This window comes from Streptomyces sp. CA-135486 (assembly GCF_050936555.1).
GTDB lineage: Bacteria > Actinomycetota > Actinomycetes > Streptomycetales > Streptomycetaceae > Streptomyces.
The window spans coordinates 3,260,575-3,276,767 of the sequence record NZ_JBNJMM010000002.1; the positions used below are offsets into that span (position 1 = coordinate 3,260,575).

9 protein-coding genes are annotated in these 16,193 nt (G+C 67.8%); 5 read left to right on the forward strand and 4 right to left on the reverse strand.

Going from position 1 to position 16,193, the window contains the following annotated elements:
• Positions 1-13 precede the first annotated feature (13 nt).
• A complete protein-coding gene (locus tag ACQEVG_RS34555; RefSeq protein WP_432991273.1) occupies positions 14-1,813 on the reverse strand; it encodes a fatty acyl-AMP ligase in 1,800 nt (599 codons plus the stop codon).
• Between the two features lie 484 nt (positions 1,814-2,297).
• On the opposite strand from ACQEVG_RS34555, the gene ACQEVG_RS34560 reads away from it, so the two are divergent.
• The 5 genes from ACQEVG_RS34560 (at position 2,298) to ACQEVG_RS34580 (ending at position 7,739) form a co-directional block, all read left to right on the forward strand.
• Positions 2,298-2,837, forward strand: a complete 540-nt coding sequence (locus ACQEVG_RS34560; protein WP_432991275.1) for a 4'-phosphopantetheinyl transferase family protein — start codon at positions 2,298-2,300, stop codon at positions 2,835-2,837.
• 143 nt (positions 2,838-2,980) lie between these two features.
• Positions 2,981-4,579, forward strand: coding sequence for an MFS transporter (locus tag ACQEVG_RS34565; protein ID WP_432991277.1), 1,599 nt, complete (start codon positions 2,981-2,983; stop codon positions 4,577-4,579).
• Positions 4,580-5,284, forward strand: a complete 705-nt coding sequence (locus ACQEVG_RS34570) for a TetR/AcrR family transcriptional regulator (RefSeq protein WP_432991279.1) — start codon at positions 4,580-4,582, stop codon at positions 5,282-5,284.
• A 133-nt stretch (positions 5,285-5,417) separates the two neighbouring features.
• Complete coding sequence (locus ACQEVG_RS34575; RefSeq protein ID WP_432991281.1) at positions 5,418-6,635, forward strand: alpha/beta hydrolase family protein; 1,218 nt, start codon at positions 5,418-5,420, stop codon at positions 6,633-6,635.
• Between the two features lie 285 nt (positions 6,636-6,920).
• A complete protein-coding gene (locus ACQEVG_RS34580; protein WP_432991283.1) occupies positions 6,921-7,739 on the forward strand; it encodes an AfsR/SARP family transcriptional regulator in 819 nt (272 codons plus the stop codon).
• Between the two features lie 241 nt (positions 7,740-7,980).
• Here ACQEVG_RS34580 and ACQEVG_RS34585 read toward each other — a convergent pair whose 3' ends face one another.
• The 3 genes from ACQEVG_RS34585 to ACQEVG_RS34595 form a co-directional block, all read right to left on the reverse strand.
• On the reverse strand, positions 7,981-8,871 hold the full coding sequence (locus tag ACQEVG_RS34585; protein WP_432991285.1) for an RNA polymerase sigma factor SigF: 891 nt from the start codon (positions 8,869-8,871) through the stop codon (positions 7,981-7,983).
• A gap of 97 nt (positions 8,872-8,968) precedes the next feature.
• Positions 8,969-11,506 (reverse strand): SpoIIE family protein phosphatase, encoded by a 2,538-nt coding sequence (locus ACQEVG_RS34590; RefSeq protein WP_432991287.1) that lies wholly within the window; start codon positions 11,504-11,506, stop codon positions 8,969-8,971.
• 57 nt (positions 11,507-11,563) lie between these two features.
• Entirely contained in the window at positions 11,564-15,862 is a 4,299-nt protein-coding gene (locus ACQEVG_RS34595) for a HAMP domain-containing protein (protein WP_432991289.1), read from the reverse strand.
• Between the last annotated feature and the right edge of the window lie 331 nt (positions 15,863-16,193).

The following is a 16,193-nucleotide window of genomic DNA, read 5'->3' on the forward strand; positions in this document are numbered from 1 at the left end:
GGGGGTTCGGGTCTCAGCGGCCGGGGGCGGCGAGCGAGGCTGTCTCGGGGCTGCCGTCGGCGCCGCCGTCGATCAGGGCCGCGACCGGTTGTTCCAGACGTTGGTGCAGGGCGGGCAGAGCGCCGTCGAGGAAGAGCTGCCGCATGAGAGTGCGCTGTGTCTTGCCGCTGGTCGTCTTGCGGATCACACCCGGGCGCACCAGGACCACGTTCGCGGCCGGCAGCTGGAACTGGCGGCTCACCAACTCCCGTACCGACACGGCGAGTCCCGGCAGGTCCGGCTCGTCGTAGGCGTGCGGGCGGATTTCCTGCACCACGACCACGTGGTCGCGTTCGGCCTCGCTGCCGGAGACGGTGAACACGGCGCCTCCGCCCTTGCGGAAGGCCGGTCCCGAGTCCTGCACGGCATGCTCGATGTCCTGCGGGTAGAGGTTGCGGCCGTGGTGGATGAGCATCTCCTTGATCCGCCCGGTGACAAACAACTCCCCGCCGAGCAGGGCGCCGAGGTCGCCGGTGCGGAAGTACCCGGTGCGCCCGTCCGCTGTTGACGCCTGGAAGGACTCGGCGGTCGCCTCGGGGCGGTTCCAGTAGCCGGCGGCCACCGACGTGCCGCGCAGCCATATCTCGCCGACCCGGGATTCCGGCAGGACCTCCAGGGTCATCGGGTCCACGAGGAGTACTTCGGTGCCCACGGGGCGGCCGCAGCCGATGAGCGTCCTGGTCGCCCGACCGTCTCGTGCGGGCTGCAGCTCGTCCTGCTCCAGGCAGTGGGCGTCCACGGTCAGTTCGACATGCTGCCTGGCGGTGTCGCCTCCGGAGACCAGCAGTGTGTTCTCGGCCAGGCCGTAGCAGGGGAGCATGGCCTCGGGGCGCAACCCGTTCGCCGCGAAACGGGCGGTGAAGGCCCGGATCGTGTCGGCACGGACCGGTTCCGCTCCGTTGAGAGCCACTCGCAGGCTGGACAGATCGAGCCCGGTGGACTGTTCCTCGGTGGTCCGGCGGGTGCACAGCTCGTAGCCGAAGTTGGGCGACGCGGTGCCCTCGACCTGGTAGTCGTGAATCATGCGCAGCCAGCGGTGCGGCTGTTTGATGAAGGAGATGGGTGACATCTGGACGCTCGTACCGCCCATCCACAGAGGGTGCAGGGTCATCCCGATCAGGCCCATGTCGTGGTAGAGCGGCAGCCAGCTGCCTGCGACGACGCCCTGCTGGGTGTCCATGGCCCGCCGGATGGCTTCCTGATTGGCAGTCAGATTTGCGTGCGTGACCATGACTCCCTTGGGCGTGCTGGTGGAGCCCGAGCTGTACTGAAGGAAGGCCACGTCCTGGTCGCGGATCTGCGGCGGGAACCAGGCGTCGGGGTCCCCGTCGAAGTCGCCACCGGCCGCGAGACATGCCACCTCCTGTTCTCCGGAGGCGGCCAGCCAGGCGGAGAGAGCCTGACGGTGCTCGGGAAGCGTCAGCACCGCGCCCACCGAGGCATCGCGCAGGATGCCGCTCACGCGGGCGAGCCGCTCGCCCGGCTCATCGGGCAGCGGCGCGGGGATCGCCGTGCGCCCTGCGTAGAAGCAGCCGAGGAACGCGCTGACGAAGTCCAGTGTGGGCGGGTAGAGCAGCAGTACCGGGCGTGCGTCGCCCTTCTTTGACGCCTCGCGCAGACGAGTGGCCACGAGGCGGGCGCGGCGGTCCAGTTCCGCATAGGTGAGCCGCTCGGGCCGCATGATGCGGTCGTCTTCGTGCAGGTACACGAACGCGAGGCGCTCGGGGTGCTGTTCCACGCCGGCGCGTACGGCGTCCGTCAAGGTCCTGCGCATCTCATCCCCTGTCGATCGCTGTCGGTTGCTTCGCGGTACGGGATAGAGCCCGTACGGCACCAAGTGCCATCCGTTGGCCCCATCGTTGGAGAGCGGTGAAAAGGAGGCGTAAAGCCGGGCTTGATGCGCACGTCGCAGGTCCGACGTTCCCCGGACGGCGTCGCCCGAAGGCGCTAAAACAGTGGGTGCGCACTCGAGTACGCCACGTGTTGGCACGCGGTGCCGCTCTGATGTGACGCGGTGTAGGCGCAACCCACGTGAGGACGAGGGGAGGGTGGCGGTGGTGGAACGAGGCGCGGTGCCCATCTCTGCCGGCCCCCTCCTGCCCGATTCCGGGAACTGGGCTGCGGTCGGGGAGAGCGTGCGGCGGCATGGGTACGCGGTGTGTCACGGACGGCTGGCCGACTGGGCGTCCGCCCCGTGCACACCCGCGCGTGAACTACTGGGCGCGGACTGGCCGAGGTATCGGGCGACGCGTGAACCCATGTCGCGGGCGCGGCTGTTCGGCTCCCGGCTGCTGTTGCGCCGCGCCGTCGCCGCCGCGGGCGGCACCGATCCGGCGAACGTGATGCTGGAGCGGGGCGCGGGCGGGCGCCCCGGCGTACGCGTGCCGGCCGGCTTCGACGGCGGTATCAGTCACACAGCCGGTCTGCTGCTGGTGGGTGTCGCCAGAGGGCGCCGGATCGGTGTGGATGTGGAGGAGCGGGACCGGTCGCTGCTCACGCCGGGGCTGCCGGAGAAGGTCTGCCATCCGCAGGAGCTCGCCGCGCTGCGCATGCTCCCGTACGCCGATCGCAATCGCATGCTCGTACGTCTGTGGACGCTCAAGGAGGCGTATGCGAAGGCCTTGGGCATCGGGCTGGGACTGGACTTCTCGAGTGTGTCCTTCCGGCCGCGGTCGGTGGGCCGGGGTACCACTGTCTGGCGCTGTCCGGCCGCACCGGGCTGGCACTTCCAAAGCGGCACTGTCGGGGGCCACTTCGTTGTCGCGTGCGCGGTGGGCCCGCGGTCCGGGCCGCTCTGATGGCAAGATGCGAGTCAACGTTGTTTCGATTCAAGGTTGTTTCGATACACCATTGACTCGGTTGTGGGTCGGGCCTAGCGTCGAAGTGCACGGCATCAGACGGCAGTTCACGCAGCACCCTCTTCTTCCGAGGAGCGGAATCCGTGACGACGCAACCCCAACTCCGTACCGCCGAGACGCCCACCGCCTTCGACACCCGCCGCTGGTGGGTCCTGGGCGTGCTGCTCGTCAGCCTCCTGCTCGTGGTACTCGACACCTCCATACTGAGCGTGGCGCTGAAAACGCTTGCTCAGTCCGAACCCGTCGGCCTGGGCGCCTCGCAGAGCGCTCTGCAGTGGTCGGTCGACTCCTACACGCTCGTCTTCGCCGCGCTGCTGTTCACCACCGGTGTGCTCGCCGACCGCTGGGGACGCAAGCGCACGCTGCTCGCCGGGCTCGTCGTCTTCGGCGGCTGCTCGCTCTGGTCCGCCTACGCGGGCAGTGCCGACGAACTGATCGTCGCCCGCGCCGGTCTCGGGGTCGGCGGCGCGCTCGTGATGCCCGCGACTCTGGCGATCATCATGGATGTCTTCCCGCCCGCCGAGCACGCCAAGGCCATCGGCATCTGGGCCGGTGCGGCCGGCCTCGCCGTGGCCATCGGACCCATCGCCGGCGGTGTGCTGCTCGAACACTTCTGGTGGGGCTCCGTCTTCCTGATCAACATCCCGATCGTGGTGGTGGGAACCGTCGCCGCCCTCGCCGTCGTACCGGAGTCCAAAGACCCACGGCGCGGCGGCTTCGACCCGGTCGGCGTCGCACTGTCCGTCGTCGGCCTGACTCTGCTGGTGTTCGGAGTCATCAAGGGCGGTGAATCGGACGACTGGGCGGAAGCACAGGTGTGGGGACCCATGCTGGGCGGACTCGCCGTGCTGGCCGCCTTCGTCGCGTGGGAGCGGCGAAGGAGCCGTCCCGCCCTGGACATCGCCCTCTTCCGCATTCCCCGTTTCTCGGCGGCCGTGACCGTCATCGGCCTCGTGTTCTTCGCGCTGCTCGGCGGGACGTTCTTTCTCGTCTTCTATCTGCAGAGCGTGCGCGGATGGACACCGCTGGAGGCCGGGTACTGCCTGCTTCCGCTGGCCGTGGCGCAGTTGGCCTTCTCCCCGCCGGCCACCCTCGCCGCCAAACGGATCGGGGTCCGCCCGGTGTGCGTCACCGGCACGCTGCTGACCACGCTCGCGTTTCTCGCCGTGGGCACCGTCGATGAGCACACCGAGGTATGGGTCCTCGAAGCCATCCTGTTCGTCCTGGGTGTGGGCATCGCATGCGTGATGCCACCGGCCACGACCGCGGTCATGTCCGCGCTGCCGCGGGAGAGGGCGGGCACGGGCTCTGCCGTCAACACCACGTTCCGCCAGGTCGGCGGCGCTCTCGGCGTCGCCGTGCTGGGTTCGGTCCTGTCCACGGCCTATCGCTCCAACGTGGCGGACCGGCTGACGGCACTGCCCCGCGAAGTCCGGGACAAGGCGGAGGACTCGGTCGAGAGCACGCTCGCCGTCGCCGCCTCGCTCGGCCCGCGCGGCTCCGGAATGGCGGCCGCAGCCGTCGACTCCTACGTATCCGCCATGCATGTTGCCGCTCTTGTCGCCGCCGGGGTCACCTTTCTCGGCGCCCTCGTCAGCCTGCTGCTCCTGCCTGCCCGTACGAGCGAAGCCCGTCCGGACAGGGAGGCAGTGGCAAGAACCAGTCACACCACGGAGGTATGAATGGCACCACACGTTGAGCCGGAGGCCGAGGGCGGCATGCCCGACGGCCTCCGGCCCATGTCTGTATCCGGATCCGGGGACCGGTCCGGAACGACGGCCGTTACGGGGCGTACCGCCCGGGGCGGCCGCCAGCGCGATCCCGCCGCCGACCGGGCGATCCTGGAGAGCGCCCTCGGCCTGCTCGGCGAAGGGTGCAGCTTCAGCGCCCTGTCCATGGACCTGGTGGCGCAGCGGGCCCGGGTCGCCCGTGCCACCATCTACCGCCGCTGGCGCAACAAGGAGGAGCTGGTGCTCGCTGCCCTGGGCAGCCTCGACCTTCCCGTTCCCCCGCTGGACGAACTCCCGCTGCGGGACAAGCTCGTGACCCTTGTCGACCAGATCCGGCACCGTGGTGAGGACACCAACCTGCACCGCCTGCTCGCCGGACTGCTCGGCGAGGCGGCGCGACGCCCGCAACTGGTGGAACGGTTCGAGGACTCGGTGGTCGCCGCCCGGCGGGACGCGCTGCGCCGGGCGCTGCGCGCGGGCATCGCCGACGGAGAGCTGCGACCCGGCCTGGATGTGGACGAGGCCATCGAACTGCTCACCGGACCGATGCTCTCCAGGCTGATCCTGCGGCAGCGGCCACTGGTGTCGGCCGCGTTCGCCGAGTCGATCGTCGACACCTTCCTCAACGGGACGAGGACGCACCCCGAACCGCGGTAGGCGTCCCCTGCACATCAGCCACCGCAACCCGCAGCCGCACCAGCCACCGCAACCCGAACCAGCCACCGCAGCCGCACCCGCACCGCTCAACGTACGGCCCTGTACCACCCCCTCACTCTCAGGAGCCGCAGCCATGAAATTCCTCTTCGACGATCCAGCCTTCGACTACGAGGCGCTGCGCGCCGCCGGATACGCCGACTTCGGCGGCGCACAGCTCGGCGAGGTCATCGCCGTCGCCTCGCGCATCCCGAACGGCGACACCGATGCCTGGCGGCGCGAGTGGACCGCCCTGGCCGAGCGCGTACACCGGCTGGGCACGGTGGCACTCGGCGAGAAGCGGACCGTCGACGCCCGTGCCGCGCTGCTGCGCGCGCACAACTACTACCGGACCGCCGAGTTCTTCCTGCGCGACGACCCGGCACACGACCCTGAGGCCGGCCGCCTGATACGGCTCTCCCAGGACACCTTCGGGCAGGCCGCCAACCTGATGGAACGCCCGCCGCAGCCCGTCAGCATCCCGTACGAGAACGGATCACTTCCGGGCTACTTCTACCGCGCGGACGACTCCGATGGGCCTCGGCCCACCCTCATCCACCACGGCGGGATCGACTCCACACTCGAAGAGGGCTACTTCTTCGTCGCGGCCGCCGCTCTGGCACGGGGCTACAACTGCCTCTGCTTCGAAGGCCCCGGGCAGGGCTCGGTACTGCGCGAGCAAGGGCTCACCTTCAGGCCCGACTGGGAGAAGGTGGTCACACCGGCGGTGGACTTCGCCCTGGCACAACCGGGGGTGGACCCTGAACGCCTCGTGCTGATCGGCACGAGCCTCGGCGGCCTGCTGGCCGTACGGGCCGCGGCATTCGAGCACCGGCTGGCCGGATGTGTGGCGCACGACGCCGTCTGGCAGCTCGGTGATGTGGTGGCACTGCCGCCGTTCGTGCTGGAGTGGGTCGAGCAGGGATGCGACGACTTCGCCAATCCCGTCATGTACGGGATCGCCGTGCAGCAGACCTTCACTCGCTGGCTGCTGCGGCAGGCGCTGTGGACGTTCGGCGTGCAAACCCCCGCCGAACTGCTGCGCCGCATGCCCGCTTTCAACCTCTCCGAGGTCGTGGGTCAGGTGCGCTGTCCCGTTCTCGTGCTCGACGCCGAGGAGGACATGTTCTTCGCCGGTCTTGAACACGCGAAGAAGGTGTACACGGGGCTGAACAGCGCCAAGTCGCTGCACGTCTTCACCTCCGACGAGGGCGGGGGCGCGCACTGCCACTCGGGTGCCATGACCCTGTACCACGAGCGGTTGTTCTCCTGGCTGGCCGAGACACTCGCTCCTGAGCAGGTGTCCGTCGTCTGATGTGACGCACAGGCCCGACAAGAGGCGGCCCGCGAGGGGGAAATCCCCGAGCCGGCCGCCTCTTACCGCTCTGCCGCCAATAGTTCAACAATTCAATTCCGGCTGATTCAACGGCCGGAAATGAGACATTCGGGCCCCCGGGGCCGCTGTTATCTTCCATTTAATGACCACGTAACTACCGCCGGGCTATGGTGTTTACGGAAATAGCGTGCTCCGTCAGGCATCCTGGATTAAACGGGGGATTTCTAACTAGTTGAATGCGTCGCGCGCATTCAGGGGGTTTCTGTGTCCCTGCACTTCGCACAATCCGGCCAGCAGTTGCGCTACCAGGTGCTCGGCCGGCTGAGGGTGACCCGCGGCGATGTCGACCTGACGCCTGCGCCACCGAAGATCGCCAAATTGCTTGCACTGCTGACCGTCCGAGCGGGGGAGGCCGTACCGGGAGACAAGCTGGTCGCCGAGTTGTGGGAGCAGCGTCCGCCGCGCTCCGCGACGGCGAGCCTGCGCGTATATGTTTCGCAGTTGCGAAAACTCCTCGGTGAACCCGGCAGCGGGCCGCCGCCGATCATGACGGTGTCGCCCGGCTACATTCTGGATGTGCGGAGGGCTCAGCTCGACGTACGGCTGTTCGACGAGCTCTACGAGAACGGCAGAGTCCGGTACTTCGCGTCAGACTACGTGGGCGCCTCGGAGCACCTTGGACAGGCCCTCGCTCTCTGGCGGGGGCCTGTTCTCGACGGGATCGCGGGTTCTCTGGAGATCAACTCGTTCGCGGCGGTCGAGGAAGAAAAACGGCTCAACTGCATCGAGCTGAATATTGAGTCCGCCCTGGCGCTCGGCCGCCACTACGCCGCGATCGAAGAGCTCAAGGGTCTGGTGGTCCAGCATCCGTTGCGGGAGCCCTTCTACCGGCAGCTGATGGCCGCCCTGTACCGGGTGGGACGCCAGGGCGACGCACTGGGCGTGTACCGCAGGGCGCGCAAGATCATCAGGGATGAGCTGGGGATCGAACCGGGCCCACCGCTGCGCCTCGCGCAGGAGGCCATTCTCCGCGCGGACCCGGCCGGGCTCGTGGCCGGGGGCGTGACGCCGTCCCTTCGCTGAGGGTGCGGGGCGCGAGGGCGCCCTGATGCGTGCCTCGGCCCCCTCCGCCTCCGTGGAGGCTGTCCTCGCGGCCCTCGCCGGTGCCGTCGACGACCTCCTCCTCCTTGACTCCCTCGCTGACGGGGGTGGGCAGCTGCCCGGCATGGTCGTCGAGGAGGAGGAGCGAACGCCGACGGCGGCGGCGGTCGTGTTGCCGCGCGTCACACATGGCCAGATGTGCTCAGGGGACCGGTGCGGGTGGTCAGCGGTCGGAGAGCATGCCGGTCCGGAGCTTTTTCAGTGTGCGGGCCAGCAGGCGGGAGACGTGCATCTGGGAGATGCCGAGTTCCTCGCCGATCTGGGACTGGGTCTTCTCCTGGCCGAAGCGCAACTCGATGATGTGGCGTTCGCGGTCGTCGAGCCGGTCAAGGAGCGGGGCGAGGGCGTTGAGGTCTTCGACGAGTTCGATCGCGGGATCGCTGTCGCCGAGGATCTCGGCGTAGGCGGGGGCGTTGCCGTCGCCATCGTCGGCGGAGCCGCCCGGCGTGTCGAGGGAGCCGGCGGCGTATCCGTTGGAGGCGATGAGGCCTTCGACGACTTCGTCCTCGCTGAGACCGAGCTGCTCGGCCAACTCCGCCACGCTGGGCCGGCGGTCCAGGCGTGTGGTGAGTTCTTCCTTGGCCTTGGTCAGCTCGACATGCAATTCCTGGAGGCGACGGGGGACGTGGACGGCCCAGCTGGTGTCGCGGAAGAACCGCTTGATCTCGCCGACGATGCAAGGGATGGCGAAGGAGGTGAACTCGACTTCGCGCGAGAGGTCGAAGCGGTCGATCGCCTTGATCAGACCGATGGTGCCGACCTGGATGATGTCCTCCATCTCACCGTTGCCCCGGTTGCGGAAACGGCGGGCGGCGAACCGGACCAGGGTCAGGTTCATCTCGATGAGGGTGTTGCGCGCGTACTGGTACTCGTGGGTGCCTTCCTCGAGGACCCGCAGTCGAGCGAAGAACAGCTTCGACAACTCGCGCGCGTCCTTCGGTGCGATCTTCTCCGTGTCCTCGATCCACGGCAGTTCACCGACCCTGTCCTGGACGTTGTCCAGGGGCTGCGACTCCGTGTCGATGCGTCGTGTGGACGGTGTGGCTGTCGACATGCGTCATCCTTTCCAGAGTGAAGGTCCGGTGTGAACGCGCGTTCCCCGACTGCGCACAAGCATTCCCCCCGGCCGACCGCAACGTCGGAGTGCGCGATCACTCCACTCGGAGGCCGACGACGCATGTGTCGTCATCCGTGTCCGCCCGGCTGTGCGTGAGCAACCGGTCCAGTTGTTGTTCCAGCGACGGGGTGGCAACGCTCGCGGTGGCGATCAGATGCTGCAGCGAGTCGTTGATGGAGGAGTCCCTCCGCTCGACCAGTCCGTCGGTGTACATCAGCAACGTGTCGCCCACCTCGAGTCGTACTTCGCCCTCCTCGTAGTCCGTCTGTGCGACGGCACCGAGCAGCATGCCGCGGATGAGCGGCAGTTTCGTGGTCTCCTGCTCGGTCACCAGGACGGGCGGCAGATGACCGGCACGGGCCCAGCGCAGGATACGGCGGCCGGGATCGTAAAGACCGCAGACCGCAGTGGCGGTGACCGGCTCGGTCAGGTGGTGAGTCACCAGGTTGAGCCAGGTCAGCAGCTGCGCGGGGCCCGCGCCGGTGACAGCGAGGCCACGCAGGGCGTTACGGAGGACGATCATGCTGGTCGCCGCCTCGATGCCATGGCCCGCGATGTCACCGACGCATACGAGTACCTGCCCCGACGGCAGGACGAACGCGTCGTACCAGTCGCCGCCGACCAGGTGCTCGGTCTCCGCGGGCCGGTAGCGCACTCCGATGCTGAGCCCGGGCGCGTCGATCGGCCCCCGGGTGGGCGGCATGATTGCCTGCTGGAGTTGCAGAGCGAGGCGGTTGCGCTCGGCCGACTCCTGCTCTGTGTGGGCGAGTTGGTCACGTGTCGCTGCCAACGCCACCTCGGTCCAGTGCTGGGACGAAATGTCCTGGAAGGCACCTCGGACAGCGAGCAACCGATCGTCCGCGTCGAGGACCGGCTCGGCGACGACGCGGACGTGCCGGGTGACGCCGTCGGGACGTTGCAGGCGGAAGGCGGTGGAAGCGGCCCGCTGGTGCTGGAACAGGGTACGCAGAAAGCGGCCGATGGCGACTGAGTCGTCGGGGTGGGCGTGCGCGGGCAGTTGCTCCAAGGGGATGGGAGCAGCGGTGGGCGGCAGACCGTGGAGGCTGTGCAGTTGCTGGTTCCATGTGATCTTGCCGGTTGTGTTGTTCTCCTCGAATCCGCCGATGCGGCCCAGGCGCTGGGCGTGCTGCAACAGGCTGGCCAGCCGGCCTGCTTCGTCTTCTATCCGCCAGATGAGCAGTACGGCAGCGCCATGCCTGCTGATGCTGATGTCGGCGACAGCTTCGAGCGGCACCTGATCGACCAGCGCGGTGAGAGCCATCCGCTGGGCGTAGAAGGGTTCACCGGTGGCATGCACCCGCTCCACCTTCTCGAACAGTTCACTGTCGCCGGCGGCCATGGGGTAGGCCTCCAGAAGCATCGCTCCGCTGACGGCGCTGCGCGGTCGCCCGGCGGGATCGACGAAGTGCCGGTTTGTGTGATGGATGCGGAAGTCGGTCAGGTGCCCGTCGGCCTCGAGGTGGGGCAGCAGCACCAGAGCGGGATCGTGCAGGCCGTCGACGAGGTCGACCAATTCGGCGAGGTCTCGTTTCAGCGCGTTGGGTGCGCCTGGGAAACCGATGACTGCGGCCGTGTGCGTTTCCAGTGTGCGGGCACACAGTTCAGCGAGGGCTTCCACTTGACGCTGGATCTGGGGCGGCTGCGGCTCAAGCCGGTGCGGCCAGCAGATTTCCAGGACTCCGATGATCCGGCCGCCGGCGCCGGCCGGTACGGCCACCCGGCCGCCACCGGTTGCCTGATAGTCGCTGATCGAGGGAAGGCCCGCTTCTGCGAGTGCCTGGAACCACACGGTCCGGCGTTCGGTCAGCGCGCGGCGGGCCACGGTCTCCACACCGGGCGGCACATAGCGCCAGCGCCCGGCTTCTTCCGCGGCGAATCCGGCGTTTCCGGCGAGGGTGAGAGACGCGTCATGTCCTGCCGCCCAGATGGCGACCGCAGTGGCACCCAGCGGGGCGAGGGCGTGGTGCAGGACGGACTCGGCCACGGCCTGCGTGTCGTCTGCGGCCAGTGCGCCGCTCTCGGCCGCGCGCAGCCGCACCGCGACGGATCCGCCCGTCCCGTCGGAGGTCTCATCGGCACTGTTGGTCCGAGAAATGAAGTCGCGGGCCGCCTCGGTGAAACTGTCCTGTGCGGACTGATTGATGATGTCGGCAGCCAGCTCAAGCTGTGACATGCCCGTTTGTTCGGCCAGCCCAGCGAGGTGCCCGGCTGCCTCGGTAGGGCCGCAGTGGAACCGCTCGATCAGGACGCCCTTGGCGATCTCGATCAGGGCACGGCCATCAGCGGCGGCATGGGCCGCCTGGACTTCACGGCGAAGGCGATCCACCGTCGCGGCCAGTCGGCCGACCGCCGACGCGCCGGCCGGATTGTCGCCGACCTCGGCCTGGGCGTCCGCCACGACGGCGGAGAGAGCGGAACCCGCCTCGTCGTCGATGCCCACTTCCGACCGGGGCGGGGGCACATGGTTGACGCGGGCGTACTGGCGATCGGAGGCAGCCCCCAGCGGCCCGTCATCCCGGACGGGCTCTTCGGGCGGCTGGGGAGTATTCACCGTAGTGCTGCTCCTGACGGGATGGTCGACGCGCGACAGTGAGGGGCGGGGCGCCGGCTACGTGTTCACCCAGCGGCGGACGCACGCGATGAGTTCATCGGCGTCCAACGGTTTGGTGACGTAGTCGCTGGCTCCCGCGGCCAGGCACTTCTCGCGGTCCCCGGGCATGGCCTTGGCCGTCACGGCGATGATGGGCAGAGCGCTGTGGGCCGGCCTCCGCCGGATCTCGGCGGTGGCGGTATAGCCGTCCATCTCCGGCATCATCACGTCCATCAGAATCAGGTCGATGCCCGGGTTCTCGGCGAGCGTGTCGATGCCCTTACGGCCGTTCTCGGCCCGCAGAACGTGGACGCCGTGGAATTCCAGGATGCCGCTGAGGGCGTACAGATTACGGGCGTCGTCATCGACGACGAGGATGGTGCGCCCGGCCAGGGTCTCGTCAGTGTCCTGGGGCGATGCGTGTGCGGCTTCCTCGGGACGCAGGAGTGGCAGGACGTCGCCCGGCTGCTCGGCGGAGAGGTGCAGGGCGATGCGTTCCCGCAGTTCGTCCAGGCTGGAGAGCAGCTCCAGCGGTTGGGTCTCGACGCGCGACTGCAGTGTCCGTTCCTGTGCCGGATCCATACGTCGGTTGTTGTGGGCCAGGACGGGCACGCCGCGGAGTCCCGCGTCGCCGTCCATGGCGTCAAGGAACCGAAGAGCCTCGCCGTCGGGCATGTCAAGGTCCAGTACGACGCAGTGGCAGGATTCCGCGGCGAGCGCGGCGGCCGCTTCCTGGGCTCCGAGGGCGCTGACGACTTCCACTGAGGCACGCGGGTCGGTCAGTTCGCGGCTGTCGGTGAATTCGGCGACGGTGCTTTCGGCGACCAGCGTCATGAGTCCACGCGGCCGATCCTCGATCACCAGAAGGCGTCGCTGCCGCGGGGACGTGTGAAGGGCGGGGGGAGCGGCGGGACGAGGGGTGTCGTCGGATGATGTTTCACTGCTGACAATTTCAGCGCTCTGCGCCAGTGCGGCACGGTGTTCGAAGTCCGCGCGGCACGCGGGCAGATAGAGGGTGAAGGTGCTTCCCTCGCCCAGCGTGCTCTCAGCGGTGACCGCGCCTCCGAGCAGATGGGCAATCTCCTTGCTGATGGACAGACCCAGCCCGGTTCCGCCGTAATTCCGGCTTGTGGTCCCGTCTGCTTGCTGGAAGGCGCCGAAGATGGATTCCAGCTGCTGCTCAGCGATGCCGATTCCGGAATCCTTGACGCGGAACGCCACGGTGGGCCCGACCCGGCGCATGGTCTGGGGCAGTTCGCTTTCCGCGGCCGGCTCGATCCGAAGTTCGACGCTGCCGCGTTCGGTGAATTTGACCGCGTTGGACAGCAGATTGCGCAGTACCTGACGCAGCCGCGCATCGTCGGTGAGCAGATCGGCCGGCACTCCCGGGGCTGTGGTGACCGTGAAGCCGAGGCTCTTTTGAATGGTGAGTGGCTGGAAGGTGGCTTCGACGTACTCCAGGAGCCGGCGCAGCTGGACTCGCTCCGGATGGATGTCCATCTTGCCGGCCTCGACCTTCGACAGGTCCAGGATGTCGTTGATCAATTGCAGTAGATCGGAGCCGGCCGAGTGGATGATGCCCGCGTACTCGACCTGCTTGGGCGTGAGATTTCGCGTGGGGTTCTGCGACAGAAGCTGCGCGAGAATGAGGAGGCTGTTCAACGGCGTCCTCAGCTCGTGGCTCATGTTGGCCAGGAACTCCGACTTGTACTTCGAAGCGAGGGACAGCTGCTGAGCCCGGGCTTCCAACTCGCCGCGGGCCTGCTCGATCTCCAGGTTCTTGGCCTCGATGTCGCTGTTCTGCGCGGCCAGCAGCGCGGCCTTCTCCTCCAGCTCGGCGTTGGACCGTTGCAACTCCTCCTGCTGCACCTGCATTTCCTCCGAGCGCGCCCGGAGCTCGCTCGCCAGGCGTTGCGACTCACCGAGCAGTTCATCGGTACGGGCGTTGGCCACGATGGTGCTGACGTTGACGCCCACGGTTCCCATGAGCCGCTCGAGGAAGTCTCGGTGGACGCGCGCGAACGAGGCGAAGGACGCGAGCTCTATGACACCGAGGACCTGGTCCTCGACGAGAATCGGCAGCACGATCAGGCTGCCCGGCGAGGTGTGGCCCAGGCCGGACGACAGGGTGATGTAGTCGCCCGGAACCTTGTCCGTGGAGATGACGCGACGGCTGCGCGCGGCTTGGCCGACCAGGGATTCGCCCAGCCTGAACCGTGTGTCCGGGTCGGATCCCGCGGGGCGGCCGTAGGAGCCGACAAGCATCAGCTCCAGGCCCTTCTCCCCCTCCACGGCGAGATAGAAAGCACCGTACTGAGCCTCTACCAGAGGCGTCAGCTCATCCATGATGTTCTCAGCTACGACAGCCAGGTCACGATGGCCCTGCATCAACGCGGAGATGCGCGCCAGATTCGTCTTCAGCCAGTCCTGCTCATGATTGGCCCGGGTCGTCTCCCGCAGCGACCCCACCATCGAGTTGATGTTGTCCTTGAGCTCGGCGACCTCGCCGGAGGCGTCCACGGTGATGGAACGGGTCAGATCACCCTCGGCAACAGCGCTGGTCACCTCGGCGATGGCCCGTACCTGCCGGGTCAGATTGCCTGCCAACTCGTTGACGTTCTCGGTGAGGCGCTTCCACATGCCCGAAACACCCTCGACCTCCGCCTGGCCCCCGAGTCGCCCCTCGCTGCCGACCTCCCGGGCGACACGCGTCACCTCGGCCGCGAAGGACGACAACTGGTCGACCATCGTGTTGATGGTGGTCTTGAGTTCCAGGATCTCGCCGCGCGCATCGACGTCGATCTTCTTCGACAGGTCGCCCTTGGCGACGGCGGTGGTCACCAGGGCGATATTGCGTACCTGGCCGGTCAGGTTGTTCGCCATCGAGTTGACGTTGTCGGTGAGGTCCTTCCAGGTCCCGGCCACGTTGGGGACGTGCGCCTGGCCCCCGAGGATGCCCTCGGTACCGACCTCACGCGCCACGCGCGTGACCTCGTCCGCGAACGCCGACAGCGTGTCGACCATGGTGTTGATCACCCCGGCGAGCGCGGCCACCTCGCCCTCGGCCTCAATGGTGATCTTCTGCGACAGGTCGCCACGCGCCACGGCGGTGGCCACCTGGGCGATGGACCGCACCTGGCCCGTCAGGTTGGAGGCCATGACGTTGACGTTGTCGGTGAGATCCTCCCAAGTGCCCGACACACCGCGCACGGTCGCCTGGCCTCCCAGATTGCCCTCCGTGCCGACCTCGCGTGCGACGCGGGTCACCTCGTCGGCGAATGCGGAGAGTTGGCCGACCATCGTGTTGATGGTGTCCTTGAGCTCGAGGATCTCGCCGCGGGCGTCGACGGTGATCTTCTGGGACAGATCCCCCTGGGCCACCGCGGTGGCCACTTGCGCGATCGATCTCACCTGAGCGGTGAGGTTGCCGGCCATGAAGTTCACCGAGTCGGTCAGGTCCCGCCAGGTGCCGGAGACCCCCTTGACGTCCGCCTGCCCGCCGAGCCTGCCCTCCGTGCCCACGTCGCGTGCCATGCGGGTGACTTCGTCGGCGAATGCGGAGAGTTGGTCGACCATGGTGTTGATCGTGTTCTTGAGCTCGAGGATCTCGCCGCGGGCATCGACGGTGATCTTCTGGGACAGGTCGCCCTTGGCGACAGCCGTGGTGACCTGGGCAATGTTGCGGACCTGATTGGTGAGGTTGCCGGCCATGAAGTTCACCGAGTCGGTCAGGTCCCGCCAGACTCCACCGACACCGGGTACCTGCGCCTGACCACCGAGGCGGCCCTCGCTGCCGACGTCGCGTGCCATGCGGGTGACTTCGTCGGCGAATGCGGAGAGTTGGTCGACCATCGTATTGACGGTCTCCTTCAACTCCAGGATCTCGCCGCGGGCATCGACGTCGATCTTCTGGGACAGGTCGCCCTTGGCCACGGCGGTGGCCACCTGCGCAATGTCACGTACCTGTGTGGTGAGGTTGCCGGCCATGGCGTTCACCGAGTCGGTGAGATCCGCCCAGGTGCCGGACACGCCGGGTACCTCGGCCTGGCCGCCCAGGGTTCCTTCGGTGCCGACCTCGCGGGCGACGCGGGTCACCTCGGAGGTGAACAAGGAGAGTTGGTCGACCATGCCGTTGAAGACGGTGGCGATCTCACCGAGCAGGCCGTCGGCCTCACTGGGCAGCCGGGTGCCGAAGTCACCGTCGCGGACAGCGGTCAGCCCGGCAAGCAACTGCCGCAATTCCAGCTCACCGACCTTGGCGCCGCCGCGGGCAGCCGTGCTGCCCACCGCAGACCGTGATCCGGTCGTGTCAGCCATGTCTACCTCACTCGAATTCGGCCGCTACGAGAGCAGTACACGGAGTTACGAAGTGAACACCAAATTCGCCAAAGACTAGCCCAACAGCTGTGACGCAGACAAAGATCTGCGGAACCATGGATTCCGGCAGCGATGAGGTGTATGCGCGTCGCCCGGGGGCGAGCCGTCGGACGTGGCTGGAGGGGCCGGGAGTTGGTCCTGCGGACTGCTGTTCGAAGAGCCACGTGCCGGGCATTTGTGGACACTTACCGGAAATGGAGAAGTGCCCAGGAATGCAACCTTCTTCTGTCCTGGATTCGCTCCTGTGTGCACACCGTAACCCTACTTCGCC

Excerpts from the sequence above, each read along its gene's own strand:
- ACQEVG_RS34555 (WP_432991273.1), bottom strand. The coding sequence starts at position 1,813 with ATGCGCAGGACCTTGACGGACGCCGTACGCGCCGGCGTGGAACAGCAC.
- ACQEVG_RS34560 (WP_432991275.1), top strand. The coding sequence starts at position 2,298 with ATGTCGCGGGCGCGGCTGTTCGGCTCCCGGCTGCTGTTGCGCCGCGCC.
- ACQEVG_RS34570 (WP_432991279.1), top strand. The coding sequence starts at position 4,580 with ATGGCACCACACGTTGAGCCGGAGGCCGAGGGCGGCATGCCCGACGGC.
- ACQEVG_RS34575 (WP_432991281.1), top strand. The coding sequence starts at position 5,418 with ATGAAATTCCTCTTCGACGATCCAGCCTTCGACTACGAGGCGCTGCGC.
- ACQEVG_RS34585 (WP_432991285.1), bottom strand. The coding sequence starts at position 8,871 with ATGTCGACAGCCACACCGTCCACACGACGCATCGACACGGAGTCGCAG.
- ACQEVG_RS34595 (WP_432991289.1), bottom strand. The coding sequence starts at position 15,862 with ATGGCTGACACGACCGGATCACGGTCTGCGGTGGGCAGCACGGCTGCC.